At 59.1% G+C, this 18240-nt stretch carries 8 protein-coding genes and 1 tRNA gene; 8 read left to right on the top strand and 1 reads right to left on the bottom strand.

All coding sequences use genetic code 11. From position 1 onward, the window contains the following. Positions 1 to 13: 13 nt before the first annotated feature. Positions 14 to 4000 (bottom strand): metallophosphoesterase, encoded by a 3987-nt coding sequence (locus Q5H93_RS07140; RefSeq protein WP_305005820.1) that lies wholly within the window; start codon positions 3998 to 4000, stop codon positions 14 to 16. Between the two features lie 328 nt (positions 4001 to 4328). Between Q5H93_RS07140 and Q5H93_RS07145 the strand changes: the two genes are divergently transcribed. The 8 genes from Q5H93_RS07145 (at position 4329) to Q5H93_RS07180 (ending at position 18231) form a co-directional block, all read left to right on the top strand. Next, complete coding sequence (locus Q5H93_RS07145; protein ID WP_305005821.1) at positions 4329 to 4904, top strand: hypothetical protein; 576 nt, start codon at positions 4329 to 4331, stop codon at positions 4902 to 4904. Positions 4905 to 5067: 163 nt separating this feature from the next. Continuing rightward, entirely contained in the window at positions 5068 to 6348 is a 1281-nt protein-coding gene (locus tag Q5H93_RS07150) for a Pycsar system effector family protein (RefSeq protein WP_305005822.1), read from the top strand. 32 nt (positions 6349 to 6380) lie between these two features. Continuing rightward, a tRNA-Arg gene (locus tag Q5H93_RS07155) sits at positions 6381 to 6452 on the top strand. A 540-nt stretch (positions 6453 to 6992) separates the two neighbouring features. Next, positions 6993 to 8495, top strand: coding sequence for a T9SS type A sorting domain-containing protein (locus Q5H93_RS07160; RefSeq protein ID WP_305005823.1), 1503 nt, complete (start codon positions 6993 to 6995; stop codon positions 8493 to 8495). A 244-nt stretch (positions 8496 to 8739) separates the two neighbouring features. Further along, the gene (locus Q5H93_RS07165; protein WP_305005824.1) at positions 8740 to 10632 is read left to right on the top strand and encodes a 7TM diverse intracellular signaling domain-containing protein; all 1893 of its coding nucleotides are present in this window, start codon (positions 8740 to 8742) and stop codon (positions 10630 to 10632) included. A gap of 497 nt (positions 10633 to 11129) precedes the next feature. Beyond that, positions 11130 to 13484 carry a beta-glucosidase family protein gene (locus Q5H93_RS07170; RefSeq protein ID WP_305005825.1) on the top strand — a complete coding sequence of 785 codons (2355 nt, stop codon included), beginning with the start codon at positions 11130 to 11132 and terminating at the stop codon, positions 13482 to 13484. Between the two features lie 58 nt (positions 13485 to 13542). Further along, positions 13543 to 16656 carry a SusC/RagA family TonB-linked outer membrane protein gene (locus tag Q5H93_RS07175; RefSeq protein WP_305005826.1) on the top strand — a complete coding sequence of 1038 codons (3114 nt, stop codon included), beginning with the start codon at positions 13543 to 13545 and terminating at the stop codon, positions 16654 to 16656. A gap of 36 nt (positions 16657 to 16692) precedes the next feature. Beyond that, positions 16693 to 18231, top strand: a complete 1539-nt coding sequence (locus Q5H93_RS07180) for a RagB/SusD family nutrient uptake outer membrane protein (RefSeq protein ID WP_305005827.1) — start codon at positions 16693 to 16695, stop codon at positions 18229 to 18231. Positions 18232 to 18240: the final 9 nt, after the last annotated feature.

Genomic DNA, 18240 nt, shown 5'->3' on the forward strand with positions numbered 1-18240 from the left:
GACTGCTGGGCTTTTAGAACAGGAAGTCGAAGCCCACAAAAACCAGCTTCTCCTCCCCTACCGAATACGTGAGGTTGATAACCGCCGCGCTCAGAATATCGACGTAGATGCCGCCGCCGAAACCGGTGTGGAAAGCGTCAATGCCTTTGCGCGTATCGTTGTCGGAATACACGCGGCCGGCGTCGGCCAGGCCGAGGATGCCAAACTTGCCGGGGAAAAGGTAGGCATTGAAGCTGAAGAGCTGCAGACGGGGCTCGAAGTTGGCGTAGAGGGCGGTGCGGCCGGCGTAGCGCGTGCGGCGGTAGCCGCGCAGGTTGGTGGTGCCGCCCAGCGTGTTGGCCTGGTAGAAACGGTAATCGCCAATGTTGTGCTCTACCCCAATGCGGCCCGCGTAGGTGAGGCGGAACGGCAGGTTGGGCGTGAGGTAGGCGCGGAATTCGGAGGTGAAGCGGCCGAACTGCAGGCCTTCGTGGTTGAGCTGCCAGTTATACTGGAATTCGTTGTACCAGCGCAGACCGATGCGTGGATTTTTAGCCGATGAGCTGGCGTCGAGGTTCAGGTACACTTTGCCGCCGAGGTACTGGTTGGTCTGAAAGTCGGAAGCCCGGATGCCGAAGCGGGTGTTTTCATAAATACCATCCTGCGCCCGGATACTATCGGCGATGATTTTACCGATGGGACTGCTCGACACCCGGAACTGGTCGTACTGCGGCCCGATGCCGAAGCGCAGAAAGTCGAAAATTTTGCGCTCCAGCATGGGGGCTACCGTGAGGCGCTCGAAGCGAATGCGGTAATTGTCGTTCACGGCCCGGTTGGTGGGCACGCCGAAGATATTCTCGTCGCCTTGGGCTAAATTCTTGGTATCGTTGCCGATGCCAAAGAAGTTGTAGAGCAGCTGCGGGCCGTAGTATTGGGCAAACACGCGCAGGTCGTTGTGCCCGAACATGCGCACAAAGTGGCCGGTGTAGCGCAGGTTATACGCCTCGCGGGCCGGGGCGAAGTTGGCCGTCAGGCTTTGCTCGGAGGAATAGGGCTCGCGGCGGAAGCCGTAGCGCCGGTGCGTGAAGCCGCCGCCCACGAGCACGCCATCATCGATGTTGAACCCGAAGAACAGGGCCGGGCCGGTGTAATTCAGCCGATAATCCTTGAGGTCGAAGCGCTTGGGGTGGTCATAGCGGCTCACTTCGGTGCCCGATTCCAGGCGCAGGCGCACTTCCTTGCCAGCGTTGATGACGTTGCCGGTGTCGGCGTCGTAAAGCTGGGTTTTGTGGCGCAGGCCGCTGATACGACTTTGGTCGCTGATGCTGTCGCGACCGGTGCCGGCCACAAGGCGCATTTTAATACCGTGTTTGGCCTCGCCTTTCACCTTGTACACATCGCGGCCGGCGATGCCATAGAGGCGGATTTCGTCGGTCACGCTCCGCTCGATGGTGCGGTCGTAGAGGGTTTTGGTTACTTTACCCTCTTTGTTGATTTTCTGCACTTTGATGTGGGTATTGCCATCTTTGAGGCGCTCCACGGTAAATTTTTCATTTTTGCGGCTGCCGCGCACTTCCACGATTTTCGCTACCACATCGGCGTATTTGGCGGCTACGTCGGGCAGCAGGTCGCGGCGGCTTTTCAGCTTGGCCACTATTTCGGCACCGTGCAGGTCGTAGATGGCTTTGGGCCACTTTTCGCGGAAGGCCTTTTCGATGACGGCATCGGTGAGCTGCGCTTTCATGGCTTCGGCTTCCTTCACCCACTGCTCGCGCGTCACGCCCGAGAGGAAGGTGCGGTCGTTGCTCAAGGCCGTTTGGTTCAGGCCCTTGTAGTCGGCGTAGTCGTAGCCGAAGTTCTGGAAGTTACGGATGGCGAACTTGCGGCTGGCCAGGTAGGGCAGCACGCCGTCGCCCTTAAAGAAGGCGATGTCACGGTCCTCGGGCACGGCGGTGAAGGTGCGGTCGCCGTCCTTGTCCTTCTTTTCGGCCCAGCGCCACTGGTCCTCGTGCCGGTCCCAGTCGCCCACCCACATATCGAACAAGCGCGAACGGGCAAAAGCTTTATCGTTCACGTTGTTGTCGTTATCATCAATAATGCGCTCCAGCACACGTTCGGTGCTCACCAGGTTTTTGGCATTGCCCAGGCTGGCCACGTCGCTCTGGTCGTCCTTGGCATCTTCCTCGAAGCCGGCCGGCAGGTTGGCGAAGCGGGAATAGTATTGCCCCAGCAGGGGGTCTTGCGGAATGTATACCGGCACGGGGTTGGTGTGCAGGATGCCGGCAGCCGTACCCAGCGGCGGCAATACGAAGGACGCATACGGGTGCTGGGCCGAAATCTGGTCCTGCAGAATGTCCTTGGCAATACCGGTGCGCAGGTTTTCGGGCAGCACGGCCTCGGGGTCTTTGTCGATACCGCGCAGGGTGTAGTTGCGGCCTTCCTCATTGCGCACTTTCAGCGAAGCGGTTTGCTTGCCACCGCCCAGCTTGTAGGGCGTGATGCCACCCTTGGCCGTGCTCATGTCGAGCACTTTGAATGGCACGGGCGTGGCCCATTCCTGGCGGTAGTGTGTGCCCAACAGCCAGTTGTGAAACTTGCCGTGCTTGTTGTATTCCGGGTTCACGGCCACCGTCACGGTGCTATCGCTGAAATTGGGGCGGTTCTTGGGCACAACGGGCAAGGGGCCAGCTTTGCCGCTGTCCTCGGCCTTGTCTTTCTTGCCTTCGGGCGTTTCGGGGGCTGGCTTCGTGTAGGCAATTCCCTGGGTGTTTTTGGCGTACATGGGATAGCGGAATACCCGGCGGGCCGTTTCGCCACTGCCCTCGGGCACCCAGAACTCTACCCACACCTGGCCGTCGTCGTAGTAATTGACGCGGGCAAAGCCCTTTTCCTTGTCCGAAAACAGCGCGTTGCCGCCGTCGCCGGGCTTCACGTGCTGGGTTTTGCAGCCCGAGCCGCTTACAATGTGGTGCGTGTTGTTTCTGGTGAAATACTGGATGTTGTGCTCGTGCCCGGCGGCGTACACAATATTCGGGTACTTGTCACAAATGGCTTCCAGTCCTTTCTTATACCGCTGGTAATAAGGGTGCGGAATGTCCTGACTAATCCCGCCGTACTTGCGGGCAAACGGATATACCGACCCCAGCACCGGCAGCGGCAGGAAGGCATACTTATACACAATGCTGAGGGGGAAAAGGTGGTCGCCCAGCGTGAAATACCCCCCGTGAATACCATCGGAATAGATGGGATGGTGGCCGAAAATCATAATGTGCTTGTCCTTGTTGCGGCGCACCACATCTTCGAGCTGCTCAAAAAAATCGTCCTCATTATCCACACCGCAACCGCCATCGGAGCCGAAGGGGCGCAGGTTGGGCGCGGTCAGAAACCACTGCGTGTTCACGGCAATCAGCACGAGGTCGTCCTGCACGCGCACCTCATAGGGGCCGGGGCAGCCGTCGCGGGGCATGAAGAAGTCACCGGTGTAGGAGAAGGCCGATGAATCCTGGGCCATGTACTCTTCCACGAAAGCCTGCTCGCGGCGCACCTGCTCCAGCCCCCCCGCCACGCCCTGAATCCAGTCGTGGTTGCCGGGCGTCATGTACTTCTCGCCAGGGTAGTTGCGCAGCACATCGAGCTGCGTGGTGATGCGCTTCTCGCTCACCTTGCGGTCGAGGGCACCTTCGGGCGGCAGGCCCTGGTTGTAGATATTGTCGCCCAGGAAGATGGTGGTGCTTTTAGCCCCGGCTTCCATCATCTGCTTGCGCATGAAATTGAGCGCGGGCTCGCCGCCTTTGTCGGCAAACACGGGGTTGCCCACGTCGCCAATCAGAAACACGGAATAGCGCAGACGGGTACTGTCGGGGGCTGCTTTGGCCTGCCAGGTTTCGCCGCCGTGCCGATAATTAGGCCGGGTAAGGTGCGAAGTTTGGCTGGCTTTTTTTTGGGCCAGCACGCTGAATGGCACAGCGTAAGCCGCGCTAAGTAGCAGCAGAGCGGTACGAAATCGGTACAGAAAAGACATGGGGAGCGGGGTAAGCGGCGGCACAAAGCCGTGCGGGGCCTTACGCAAAGCGCGGCCGTGCGGTTAAGTATACGAGCTGGGATACGACTAAAACCAACATGCCAAGGCCGATTCGGGCTGCTGCGGTGGCCAAACGCCCGAGCCGGCCGACGAGGAGGTTTTATCACATGATGATGTGAAATCACATCATCATGTGATGCAGGCAACTTTCACCCTGCTTTGAGCAGTCATAGTTTTGCACAGAAAATTACAAAGCAGGTCGGGCGCAGCTAAACCCTCTTCTAGTATAGCAGCGACATACTACTCAACTCTCCCAAACCTAAAACATATGACAACTCTTATCCGCAGCTTATCCTGGTCGGCCCTGCTGGCAAGCCTGTTTCTACTGAGTGTTGCCGCGCGGGCGCAATCCAGCAGCGCCAAGCTAAACCCAACACTAGCTATGTACACCACCGAGCAGCATTTGGGGCTATATTGGGAACAGGCCACCCCGGACAGCACCCAGACCCGCAACGACAGCACCGCCGCTGCCCGACCAATGCTGCTCGACCTGCGCATCGGCCGCCCCACCTCCTACTCAGTGGGCGTGGTGCTGTACTGGACCAGCACCGGCGAGCAGCCCGCCACCCAGTTCATCGTGGAGCGCCGCGACGAAGGCCAGGCCCACTACCGCGCGGTGGCCGTGCTGCCGGGCCAGGGCGCCGGGCAGGAGCTGCATTCTTACTCCTTCGTGGATGATGGCAACGCCAACCCTGCTCCCAGCAGCTACCGCCTGCGGCAGGTGTGCGCCGGCGAGTGCCTTAACCAGCTGTCGGCGGCACAGGTGGTGCCCGGCGCTACCGTTGCTCCTCCCGAGCCTCAGGATGAATCCATGGTGTCTGGCCCCAGTCTGGCAGTTGACTAATATTTACTTTCCTTCCCCCACCCTTCTTTCTGCAAAAAGCAAGCCCCGGCCCTGGCCGGGGCTTATTGTTTTCGAAGAAGTAGGCGACGGGTCTTAACTTCTGTCGGATGCTTCGCGTTGAAAGCGCAAGGGTGATTTTATATTTACTCCGCACCCTTACCGCATGGAAAACCAATCTTCTGCTCCCGCCGATACCGAAAAAGCCGCTAAGAAGGACGAGCAGCCCGACAAGCCAGCCAAGGCCGCGCAGTCGGCGCTGGTGAAGCAAGCTAAAGCGTATGTCATCGAATTGTTTGAGCAAGAGCTATCCACCAAGCTCACCTACCATTCACTACGCCACACCGAAAACGTAGTGCGCGAGTGCCGGCTGCTGGCCGTCGATGCCAGGCTCTCGGCTGCCGATACCGAAGCGCTGCTGCTGGCCGCCTGGTTTCACGACACTGGCTACATCGACGTTTATGACGGCCACGAATTCAGCTCGATGGAGCGGGCTGGCGCCTGGTTAAAGGAGCATGAAGTTTCTGACGACCGTATTCAGTGCGTGCAGGATACCATCAAAGCCACGCACCGCGACGAGAATCCGGAAACTGACCTGCAGGAGCTGTTGGTAGATGCCGACATGAGCAACCTAGCCCGCGAAGACTACCGCTCGAGCGCCGAGCTGCTGCGCACCGAATGGGAAATTGCATTAGGAAAAACCTACACCAACTCTGAGTGGGCCGAGCTGCAGGTAGGCTTCATGGCAGCCCACAAGTACCACTCTGAAGCAGGCAAAGCCCGCTACCACGATGCCTTCAAAGCCAACCTGGAGGACCAGCGTGACTACCTGAAAAAGAAGGAGAAAAAAGCAAAGAAGCAAAAGCAGCAGGAAGAAGGCACGTTTGCCCAGCCCAAACGGGGCATCGAAACGATGTTCCGTACCATGTACAGCAACCATATCAAGCTGTCGGACATGGCTGATAAGAAGGCCAGCATGATGATTAGTCTCAACGCAGTACTGCTGTCGGTCATCATCACTTACCTTGGTGCTAAAACCTCATCTATCGGCCCGACTTTCACTCGCAACCCCATTCTGGCCGTGCCGATGGGTATTCTGCTGCTCACTTCCTTGGGCTCGGTCGTGACGGCCATCCTGTCGGCCCAGCCCGACGTTACCAGCTTCAAGTGGCTCAAGCGCAGCCCCCAGATTGCCACCAACCGCCGCGTCAATCTGTTGTTTTTCGGCAACTTCACCAAGCTCAGCCTCGATAATTTCCAGAGTGGCATCCGCGAGCTGATGCGCGGCAAGGATGACCTCTACACCAACATGGTAACCGACGTGTATTATCTCGGCGAAGTGCTTTCGCGGAAATACGGCCTGCTACGTACCAGTTACACAGTGTTTATGGTGGGGCTGATTCTGACCGTGCTTTCATTTGGCATTGTGCTACTGTATAAGTCGTAAGAAGCCCCGTACCGTGCCTACCTTTGCACTACGGCTGCGTAGTTCAACGGATAGAATAGGCGTTTCCTAAACGCTTGATAGGAGTTCGATTCTCCTCGCGGCTACGTGAGAGGGCCGTCCGCAAATTGCGGACGGCCTTTTTTTATGGCATTGCTCCGCGTTTTTTCGGGTCCACCCTCATTTTTCTGATTGTTTTTTAGCGCATCCAGCCTGTTGCCAGCCCCGACAAGAAAGGGCTACATCAGCCTATTCAGCTAGCAATCCGAATGCGCTGGCGTGTGCAGCAAGCGTACAGCTAAACATTGCGTACAAACTGAAAACACTCATTACGGGCTGGAAACGGGGTTTTGAGGCTTGCGCTTGCCAAACAAAGCACAGTACATTTGAGAAATAAAGGGGCTTAGCCGCACGAATCCCGGCCACCGCTGCAAACGATTGTGTTCGCAGTGCCGCCTTGTGCCCGGCTTGAGTTCCCTCCCACCCTGTCCAACTTCAAAATTCCCATGAATTCACTCTTTACTCTCTTGCGCCGGGTTTGTGTCGGGGCTGCCTTACTTACAACAGTCCAGCAAGCTGCCGCCCAGAGGCCAACCATCCAATGGAACCGTGCCTTCGGCGGCAGTGGTGAAGACCGGCTAACCGTAGTGCAGCCGACAGCCGACGGCGGCTACATCCTGGGCGGATTCTCGCCCTCAGGGATTTCGGGCAGCAAGACGCAGGCCAGCTTCGGCGGCATCGATTATTGGGTGGTGAAGCTCGACGCCACCGGTGTGAAGCAATGGGATAAGACTTTCGGTGGCAGCAACGACGACAAGCTCAGCAGCTTGCATCAAACCGCTGACGGTGGCTACATCATTGGTGGCCAATCGAATTCCGGCGCCTCCGGCAGTAAAACGCAGTCTGGCATGGGTGGCTTTGACCTGTGGGTGCTAAAGCTTGATGCCACCGGCACCAAGGTGTGGGACAAGACTTTTGGCAGCGGCGCCAATGAGCGGCTGGCGTCCGTGCACCAGACCGCCGACGGCGGCTACGCCGTAGCTGCCGAAACCGGTTCCGGCATCGAAGGTGACCGTAGCGAAGCCGGGCAGGGCGCCCTCGACTACTGGCTGCTTAAGCTCGACACCACCGGCACCAAGGTATGGGACCACAGCCTGGGCGGCAGCAATAATGACATTCTCAATGCCATGCAGCCCACCGCTGATGGTGGCTACCTGTTGGGCGGCTTTTCTTACTCGGGTGCTTCGGGCGACAAAAGCCAGGGCACGCGCGGCAATGCCGATTACGACTTCTGGGTTGTGAAAGTGGACAGCGCCGGCGCCAAGCAATGGGATGCCACACTCGGTGGCGCTGGTTTTGACAACCTTACCAGTGTAGTGCAGGCCAACGGCGGGGGCTATCTAGTAGGCGGATTCTCAAATTCGCCGGTATCGGGCGAAAAAACGCAGGGCGTGCGCGGCGACTTCGACAACTGGATTGTCAAGCTCAGCCCCACTGGCACCAAGGTGTGGGACAAGACCTTCGGCGGCGATGGCTACGACAGTCTCAACGGCCTGCAGCAAACCGACGACCAAGGGTATATCTTTGGTAGCCAGTCGAACTCAGGTGTCAACGGCGAGAAAACCCAAGCTAATATGGGCCCGAACAACACGCCCGATTACTGGGTAGTAAAAGTCGATTCGATGGGTGTCAAGCAGTGGGATGGCACCTATGGTGGTGCTCAGGATGAGGTGCTAACCAGCCTGAAACAGACCGCCGACGGCGGGGTTATTCTGGGTGGCTTCTCCAGTTCGGGCGTGTCGGGCACTCGCAGTCAGGCCAGCGAAGGCAGCTTCGACTACTGGGTAGTGAAGCTAAGCGACGTCGTTATCTCGGCTACTTCCGCAACTGCAAATCATTCTAAATTAAACCTTTACCCCAACCCAGCCGCTCGTAACCTTACCGTACAGCTACCCGCCCAAGCCCCACGCGCTGGCTTGCAGTTGCAGTTGGTCGATGCCAATGGCCGAATGGTATGGCAACAAACAACTAGCAGTTTAGCGACTGGCGATATATCAATTCATTTGCCGGGCTTGAGCGCGGGCCTCTACTTGCTACGCATCAACGGCCCAGAAGGCTATTCGCAAGCTCAACGCCTCACCCTGGAATGAGCTGTAAACCCGTCGTTATGGTGAATTAAGGCTTCGAAGCTCCGTTTGTATGCGCAAACGGAGCTTCGTGTTTGTGCTTACCTTGCTATAGTCTGCTCCCACCTATCCTTTTCTGAAACGTTCTCTCGCCCTTGCTATGAGAATTCCTCTACTTTCTAATTCATTCTTTGTCAAAGTCCGAAATCGATTGTGGACAGCCTGTGTATTGTTGGGTCTGTTGGGGCCAACAGTCCCCGCTTGGGCCGTGCCCGAAGACACGGTGAAAGTAAGCCCGGCGCAGCAGGAGCTTTTCCTAACGGACAATTTGTACAGCGTGCTGGAAGACCCTTCGGGCCTTCTCTCTATCCGCGACATCCGCAGCCCGGAGTGCGACCGTCGGTTTAAGCAGCTCAGCTCCAGCAACCAGCCTCCGAATATCCAGCATGTAAACAGCGCCTACTGGCTACGCTTAACCCTCCGCCAGCCTCCCACTCAGGCCGAGGCCTGGTACCTGGAATTGTATGATTCGCATACCAGCCGGGCCGTTTTCTACCGCCCCAGCGCGGGTAGCACTGGGGCTTACGACAGTGTGGCTACCGGCGCGGCCGAGTCGTTCGCCACGCGGCCTCATCCCTACAAGAACTTCCTGTTTGACCTGCCGCCGCGCCCCGGCCAGACGGTCACTTATTATCTGCGCCTGCACTCCGACACGCGTACCAGCTTCCGGGCTATGCTACACAGCGGACCGGGCCTTATTCCCGAGCTTTCGCTGCAGTACTGGCTACTGGGAGTATTCTACGGCGTGCTAACCATCATGCTGGTGTACAACCTGTTTCTATTCTTTTTCATTAAAGATTGGTCGCACTTGTACTATGTACTGTATGTATTTAGCGGCACGCTGCTGTTTCTATCAGAGGATGGCCTGGGCTTCCAGTATTTTTGGCCTAGCAGCCCGCAGCTTAATCATTTTATCAGTGCGGCGGCGCCAGTACTGCTGCTGCTCACCTTCGCTATCTACGCCCGTAGCTTTCTGGAAACAGCCACACGGCTGCCCGGCCTCGATAGAGTAGGGCGCTGGGTAGTAGGCATTAGCACAGCGCTGCTGGTTATCGATTCGGCCCTCATACATTCGGGCTTCAGCTTCTGGCTATACCTAATACCCTACTGCTTAATCTACTACGCCGCCATGAAATCATGGCACACAGGGCTTAAGCAGGCCAGCTACATATTGCTGGCCCATGCGCTGGTAGGCGGCAGCCTGGTATTCCTCATCTCGCGCAAACTGGGGATTGAGTTCATTAACAATGCTTACACAGTGTACAGCCTCAACGCAGCGTTTGTGCTGGAAGTAGTTATTCTGAGCTACGCACTGAGCGAGAAAATCAAGGGAATTCTGGACACCACACTCCTTACGCAACGCCGCCTGCTTAAGCAGTTGCGCAAAAAGCACCAGGCGCAGGACCAACTAGTAGAGCAGCTGCAGGAAAACCAGACGCTGAAAGACCAGCTCAATACCGAGCTGGAAGCCCTAGTAACCCGTCGCACCGAAGAGCTTCGACAGCAAAACGATACTGTAGCTGCCCAGAACCGGGAGTTACTGGAGGCCAACGGCCTGTTAGCCTTACAGTCGGCCGCCATCGAAAAGCTGAACAGCGAGCTCAGCCGCGACCTGCACGCCGTAAAAGCGGCCCGGATTCAGGAGCCCACCAAAGAGGTCGATTTTGGCGAATTCAGCCAGATTTACCCGGATAAAGATGCGTGTTTAAGCTACTTGGCTGATTTAAAGTGGGCTCACGGCTACCAGTGCCGTAAGTGTGGCCACGAGAAGAGCTGCGACGCCCGCGAGCCCTACGCCCGGCGTTGCACCCGCTGCCGCTACGTGGAATCGGCCACGGCCGGCACGTTGCTACAGAAGTGTAAGTTTTCCATCGTAAAGGCTTTATACGCAGTTTTCCTGCTCCATGCCCACAAGGGCAACTACTCCGTGTCGGAGTTGGCGCGCGTACTGGAGCTGCGGCAGGCCACCAGCTGGGCATTTGCGCAAAAGGTGCTGGCAGCTTTGCAGCGGCGGCGCCACGCGGTTAATTACCAGGATGGCGAACCCTGGACCTTCGTACTACTGGATGCGGTAGCCGAGCTGGAGGAAGCCGAATCCTGAACTGGCAATCATCATTACGGGACGTGAACGGAGCAGAGTAGGCACCTACTACACCAGCTTTTTATCAGTGAACCGCAAACGTTTGGGGCCCAGAATAAGATTTGTGGTCTGATTGAAAAAAATCTTGCGGAAAACGCACTTTTTTTCATTGTTTTTTAAGCCATCCGCCGTTTTCCGCAAAACGGCCATTCGAGGCTAGCCGGGCAATAAAACGTGTTTTTTAGCGTGTGCGGCAAGCGTACAACATTTGTGCTATTAAAGCGAAAAACGGCCTTTTCAAGGCTCTAGGCGCATTTTTCACACTTGCATTTGCTAAACACAACGCTCTACTTTTGGGCATTCTATTCTGCCTGATGACTGCCCTCCCCTCGGTTCTTACTTCTGCTTCGGCAGCTTCCTCACGGTTTCGCCCGGCAACGTTCCCGGTGCGTTCGGCCTGGCGGGCGCTGTGGGTAGCCTTGCCCTTACTGGGCGCCTGCCAGCGCCATGCTGTGCCAATGGCTGCTACAACCAGTCAGCCTACGGCTGAGCTACCCGCTGCCAACTTTAGCCCGCGCGTAAAGCAGCTGCTGGCCCAAATGACGCTGGAGGAGAAAATCGGGCAGATGACACAGCTCGATATATCGACCATCAACACTACCGGTGCCGCCAAGGACGTTTTCCTGGATTCCGCCAAAACTACAGCGTTGGTGCGTGATTTCCACGTCGGTTCGTTCATCAATGGTGAGGCCGTGCCGGCGGCGCAGTGGCTGCGCTATTCGATGGCATTGCAGCGCATTACTATGCGCGAGTCGCGGTTGAAAATCCCGATGATTTACGGCATCGACCACATGCACGGCGCCAGCTACGTGTCGGGCACGGCCATTTTTCCGCACAACATCAACCTTGGTGCTACCTTCAACCCAGCATTGGCCCAGCAGGCCGCTCGCGCTACCGTGCTGGAATCGGCCGACTTGGGCCACCACTGGATTTTCGCACCGGTGCAGGACCTGGGCGTGAACGTGTACTGGCCGCGCCTGTACGAAACCTTCGGCGAAGACCCGCTGGTGGCCTCGCGCATGGGCGAGGCTTACGTCAAGGAAATTCAAGGCAATACCGAAATTGCGCCCTACAAAGTAGCAGCTTGCGGCAAGCACTTTCTGGGCTACTCGGACCCGCGCAATGGCTGGGACCGCACCAATGCCCTCATTCCGGCCCAGCGCCTGCAGGAGTTTTTCCGGCCGCCGTTCCAGGCCATCGTGGATGCAGGCGTGAAGAGCGTGATGATAAACTCCGGCGAAATCAACGGAGAGCCGGTGCACGCTTCTAAAGCGATTCTGACCGACCTGCTGCGGCGGCAGATGGGCTTCAAGGGCGTAGCCGTGACTGACTGGGAAGACATAAACCGCTTGGTACGGGTGCAGAAAGTAGCTGAAAGCGAGAAGGAAGCCACCTTTATGGCCATCGACGCGGGTATCGACGTGGCGATGACGCCCTACAATACCAACTTCTGCCGCATCATGAAGGAACTGGTGCAGGAAGGGCGCCTGACTGAGGCCCGCGTGACGCTGTCGGCGGGCCGGATGCTGCAGATGAAGGAGGATATCGGCCTGTTTGATAATCCCATGCCGCGGGCCGACCGGCTCAGTCGCGTGGGCGACCCGGCCTTGAAAGCCCAAGCGGTGGAAGCCGCCCGGCAGTCCATCGTACTGCTGAAAAACGAGCAAAACGTACTGCCGCTGCTGCCGTCGCGCATGAAGCGCCTGCTGGTAGTGGGGCCTTCAGCCGAGTCGCGGGCCAACCTGGCGGGCGGCTGGACGCTGGCCTGGCAGGGCCGCCCGGAGACGGGCTACTCGGCAGACATTCCGACGCTGGTGGAAGCACTGCGTAAGGAGTATCCCGGCGTCCAGATTGAAACCCTGCCCTACTACGACAAAACTGGCAAGCTCAGCCTTGCAGGTATTGAAGCGGCGGCTAAAAAAGCTGATGCGGTAGTGCTGGCGCTGGGCGAACGGCCTTATACCGAAGGCCTGGGCAATGCCTCCGACCTGACCTTACCCGAAGACCAACAGCAGCTGGTGCGGACGGCGCAGGCCGGCGGGCGCCCCACGGTGCTGGTGATGATTGGCGGGCGGCCGAACATTATTCGTAGCGTAGCCGACAAAGCCAGCGCCATTATGTGGGCGGGGCTGCCTGGCTTCGGCGGCGGCACGGCGATAGCCGAAATCATCAGCGGCAAGGCGAATCCCAGCGGCAAGCTGCCGTTTACTTACCCGCTGTTTGCCGGGCACATCTCTAACTACCACCACGACAACAACGAAAACAGCCTCGATTTGAGCGACTTTGGCGTAGGCTTCGAGCAGCGGGGCGTGAAATACAAGAGCACCATGCTCACCGAGTACGGTGAGGGCTTGAGTTACACCACTTACGCTTATTCGAGCCTGAAGCTGAGCGACTCGGTGCTTACCAACCCGTCGGCGCGCCTGCGGGCTACGGTGCGGGTAGCCAATACCGGCAGCCGCGCCGGGCAGGAGGCCGTGCTGTGGTTCCTGACCGACGAGGTGGGCCGCATCACCCGGCCGGTGCGCCTGCTGAAACACTTTGAAAAGCAGGAGCTAGCCACCGGCCAGAGCCGCGAATTTACCTTCGACATCGATGTGATGCGCGACCTGAGCTACCCCAACGGTGAAGGCGTGGCGCAACTGGAAGACGGCTGGTTTACGCTCCGCGTGGGCTCACAAACGGCCCGTTTCCGCTACCAGGGCGCGGCCAGCGCCCGCAGCGCCGCCCAGCCGGGCAAGGCTACCGGTGCCGCCTCGACCGGTACTGGCAGCAATTCGGCTTCGACCAAAACGACTTCTAACGCCAAGTAAAAACTGGCTACTACTCTCTCACCGCCATTCACTTGTTCCCACCTTTACTATTCTTTTCATGAAGCGAAAGTTTTACCTCATTGCGCGGCTGTCGCGCACGGCGGTGCTGCTAGCCTGCGCTGCCCCGCTGGCTGCCGCTGCCGCCCCAGGTGTGGCTCCCCGCCTGGCCACGCTGCGCCTCACGGCCGAAGTGCCCGTGAGCGGGCGCGTGACCAGCGCCGACGGCGTGGGGCTGCCCGGCGTGACGGTGCTGGTGCGCGGCACCACCATCGGCACGGCGACGAACAGCGACGGCACTTTCTCGCTGAATGCCCCGGCAGGCAGCACGCTAACATTCAGCTTTGTGGGCTACGCCACGCAGACTGCTCCGGTGAGTGAAAATGGCAATACCTCCTTGACTATCACCCTGCAGGAAGATTTGCAGAAGCTGAATGAAGTGGTAGTGGTCGGCTACGGTACGCAGCAGCGTCAGGACGTGACCGGGGCCGTGGCCTCGGTTTCGGGCAAGGATGTGGCTTCGCAGCCAGTGTCGGACCCAACCCAGGCTATCCAGGGCCGGGCGGCTGGCGTGACTGTGACGCAGAACTCGGGCGCACCGGGCGGAGCGGGCGGCACGTCGGTGCGGGTGCGCGGCGTGACCTCGGCTGGCAACAATGCGCCGCTGTACGTGGTGGATGGCTACCCGCTGCCTTCGAACGACGAGAACCAGCTCAACGCCATCAATCCTAACGACATCGAGAGCATTGATGTACTGAAGGATGCTTCTGCTACAGCCATCTACGGACTGCGAGCGGCCAATGGCGTGGTCATCATCACCACTAAGCGGGGCAAAACGGGCAGCAGTAGCATCAATGTGGATGCTTACCGGGGCGTTCAGACCGCGTGGCGGCAGCTTGACCTGCTGAATGCCAAGGAGTACGCCACCATCAACAACGAAAGCCGGCTGGCGCAGGGAACAACGGCTCCCCTGGACAACCTGCGCGACCCCAGCAAGCTGGGCGAGGGCACCGACTGGCAGAAAGCCGTCTTCCGGCCTACGGCCGTGATTCAGAGCTATAACTTGTCGGCACTGGGTGGCTCGGAGAAGATGCACTACGCCACCACGGCGGGTTATTTCCAGCAGGATGGTACCATCATTGGCTCGCGCTTCGAGCGCTTCACGCTGCGCCTGAATGGCGACGTGCAGCTGAGCAAACGCGTGAAAATCGGCAACAGCCTGTCGCTGACTCATCTGAACGACCGGCAGGTAAACACGGGCGGCGACGAGTTTGGGGTGCTGAACAACGTGCTACAGGCCCCGCCCACCATTCCGGTGTACCGGCCCGACGGCACCTGGTATGAGCCCCGCGACGTGGACAACTACGCCGAGCCCAACCCGGTGCTGCAATCCCTCATCACGAACGCAAACTTTACCCGTAACCGGGTATTGACCACGATGTTTGCCGAGGTGGAAGTACTAAAGGGCCTGCGTGCCCGCACCAACGTGGGAGCCGACCTGATTTTCGATTACGGCCGGGCTTTCACCCCTCAGTTGGGCGCTAATTCGCCGCGTAACGGCCCCGGCACGGCCGGCTCCAACTACTACACGAATTACAACCCTAGCTACCTCATTGAGAACACGCTGACCTATGACCACTTGTTTGCTGACAAGCATCAGTTAACGCTGCTGGCGGGGCAGTCGGCACAGGAATTTAACTACAGCAACCTGCAGGGCGGCCGGGGCGGCTACACCAGCAACCTGCTGCAGCAGCTTAACAATGGGCCAATTAACGACCGGCTGGGTAACTCGGGCACCAGCAGCCGGCAGCGGCTGGCCAGCTATTTTGGCCGGGTAAACTATGAGTTTGCGGGCAAATACCTGCTGACGGCCACGGCCCGCTACGACGGCACGTCGGCCTTTGCGCTGGGCCGGAAGTTTGGCTTCTTCCCCGGGGCCTCGGTGGGCTGGCGTATTTCGGAAGAGAACTTCCTGCGCGGCAACACTAAAATAAGTGAGCTGAAGCTCCGGGCTGGCTACGGCAAAGTGGGCAACCCGTTGAACGCCGGACAATTTGCTTACCTGGCCACGATAAACTCGGGCATCACCTATCCCTTCGGCTCCGATGGGACCATCAACATTGGGGCGGCGCCTACCCGGGGGCAGAACCTGAACCTGCAATGGGAAGACAACGTGCAGTTTAACCTGGGTCTGGACATGGGCTTCCTGGGCGGCCGCATCAGCGCGAACGTGGATGTATATGACCGCCGCTCGCCCAACCTCATCAGCGCGGTACCGCCGACGCTGGTGTCGGGCACCTACGAGGCACTGCCGACCAACGCCATTTCGTCGTATAACCGGGGCCTCGACCTGGCCGTGACTACCCGCAACATCGTGGGAGCCGAGCGCGGCCTGAACTGGACGACAACGCTGGTATTCTCCACGTTTACCAACCGCATTGACGACCTCAACGGCGCTATTCCCTTCAATGGGCTGGCCAACCGCAACGGCGTGGCCATTGTACGCTTCGACGAGGGCCAGCCCTTCGGCTCGTTCTACGGCTACGTGGCCGATGGCCTGTTCCAGACGCAGGCCGACCTCGATAACCACGCCACCCAGAACGGTGCGGCGCCCGGCGACATTCGCTTTAAGGACCTCAACGGTGACAAGCAGATTACCGACCTCGACCGGACCTTTATCGGCAACCCCAACCCCGACTTCACCTACGGCCTGACCAACACCGTGAGCTGGAAGGGCTTCGACCTGAACCTGTTCCTGCAGGGCTCGCAGGGCAACGACGTGTACAACCTCAACCGGGTGTACACCGAAGGCGGCCTGTATAACAACAGCAACTCCAGCACCCGCGTGCTGGGCCGCTGGACGGGCGCCGGCACCAGCAACGACGTACCCCGCGCCATTGCCGGCGACCCCAACCAGAACCTGCGGGTGAGCAGCTACTTCCTCGAAGATGGCTCCTATATGCGCATCAAGCTGCTGACGCTGGGTTACGCCTTGCCCCCCAGCCTGCTCGGCTACATCAGCAGCAAGAGCCTGCGCGTGTACGTGTCGGCCCAGAACCTGCTGACGCTGACGAAATACTCCGGCTTCGACCCCGAGATTGGGGGCAGCGGCGTCGACCGCGGTATCTACCCGCAGTCGCGGGTGTTCCTGGCCGGCCTCAACATCGGGTTTTAAGCTACCATCGGCCCGCTTATTCAGCTGAAAAAGACCATGAAATTCTCTGCTAAAGTTATTGCCGCCTTGTCGATGAGCCTGCTCGCGGGCTGCGGCGAAAAATTCCTCGATGAGTCGCCCCGTGACCAGCTCACGACGGGCAACTTCTACCAAAACGAAACGGATGCCATTCAGGCCACCAATGCCGTCTACGCCGAGCTTAGCCGCGGCGGGCAATATAACAAGGCGCTGTGGGGCATCGGCGACATCATGTCGGATAACTCGAATACCGGCGGCGGCGGCGGCGGCGACGGCGACTACGCCGTGCAGCTCGACAACTTCACCATCCCGTCGAGCAACGACCTGATTACCCGCCTCTGGGGTGGCTGTTACGTGGGCATCGGCCGGGCCAACCTAGTGACGGACCGCGTGCCGGGCATCAGCAACATGAACCCTGCCGTTAAGCAGCGCTGCCTGGGCGAGGCGCAGTTTCTGCGCGCCAAATACTACTTCGACCTGGTACGGGCCTACGGCGATGTGCCGCTGCTGACCAAGGCCCCCGTGGGCCCCAACGACGCCCTGATTCCGCGCACGCCGGCTGCTCAGGTGTATGCTCAGATTGAGAAAGACCTGCAGGACGCCTTCACCAACCTGCCCGACAGCTACAGCGGCGGCGACCTGGGCCGGGCCACGCGCTGGGCCGCCCGCGGCCTGCTGGCCAAAGTGTACCTCACCGAAAACAAGATGACCGAGGCAGCGGCCGCCGCCAAGAGCGTTATCGAAGACAGCCCGCATCAGCTGTGGACCAACTACGGCGACAACTTCAAGGTGACCAACGAGAACGGCCAAGAGTCGCTGTTTGAGGTGCAGTACATTAGCGGCCGCAACGAGTTTATTTTTGACGGGCTGGGCTTCGTGGGCAACGAGTTTTTTGCGCCGCGCTTCCAGAACCTGGTGCCCCAGGGGGGCTACGGCTTCAACGTGCCCGAACCCAACTTTGTGGATGGTTATGAAAACGGTGACCGCCGCCGCGACGTGACCATCTGGAAACCCGGCGACGCGTATCCGGCCGGCAGCAGCCCTTCGGTGCAGCCTCCGTCGCTGGCGGGCTCGCCCTACGGCTACAACTGCAAGAAGTGGTTTGTAGGCAAGGTGAATACCAACATCTGGGACTCGGAGCTGAACTTCCCGGTGCTGCGCCTGGCCGAAGTGTACCTCATTGCGGCTGAGGCCACTGGACCTACGCCCGCCGGCTTCCGCTACCTCAACATTGTGCGGCGGCGGGCCTTTGGCGAAAACTTCACCGCCAACCCCATCTACCCCGGCCACCCCGACTCGCTGGCTGTGCGCGTGCAGCCACACGACCTCAACCCCAACAACACCTCCTCCGCCGCCTTCCCCGACGCTGTGCTGCGCGAGCGTCGCTACGAGCTGGCCTTCGAAGACGACCGCTGGTTTGACCTGAAGCGCACCAACAAGCTCATCACTAATGCTCATTTGATTTCCAAGGGAATCAAGCCGTTTCATGTGCTGTTGCCCGTTCCGCAGTCGGAACGCGACGCCAACCCCAACCTCACGCAAAACCAGGGCTACTAGCTGAGCTCA

Origin of the sequence: Hymenobacter aranciens, assembly GCF_030580865.1 — a bacterium.
GTDB lineage: Bacteria > Bacteroidota > Bacteroidia > Cytophagales > Hymenobacteraceae > Hymenobacter > Hymenobacter aranciens.

Coding starts and splice junctions, on each gene's coding strand:
- Q5H93_RS07140 (WP_305005820.1), bottom strand. CDS start 4,000: ATGTCTTTTCTGTACCGATTTCGTACCGCTCTGCTGCTACTTAGCGCG.
- Q5H93_RS07175 (WP_305005826.1), top strand. CDS start 13,543: ATGAAGCGAAAGTTTTACCTCATTGCGCGGCTGTCGCGCACGGCGGTG.
- Q5H93_RS07170 (WP_305005825.1), top strand. CDS start 11,130: ATGGCTGCTACAACCAGTCAGCCTACGGCTGAGCTACCCGCTGCCAAC.
- Q5H93_RS07180 (WP_305005827.1), top strand. CDS start 16,693: ATGAAATTCTCTGCTAAAGTTATTGCCGCCTTGTCGATGAGCCTGCTC.
- Q5H93_RS07150 (WP_305005822.1), top strand. CDS start 5,068: ATGGAAAACCAATCTTCTGCTCCCGCCGATACCGAAAAAGCCGCTAAG.
- Q5H93_RS07145 (WP_305005821.1), top strand. CDS start 4,329: ATGACAACTCTTATCCGCAGCTTATCCTGGTCGGCCCTGCTGGCAAGC.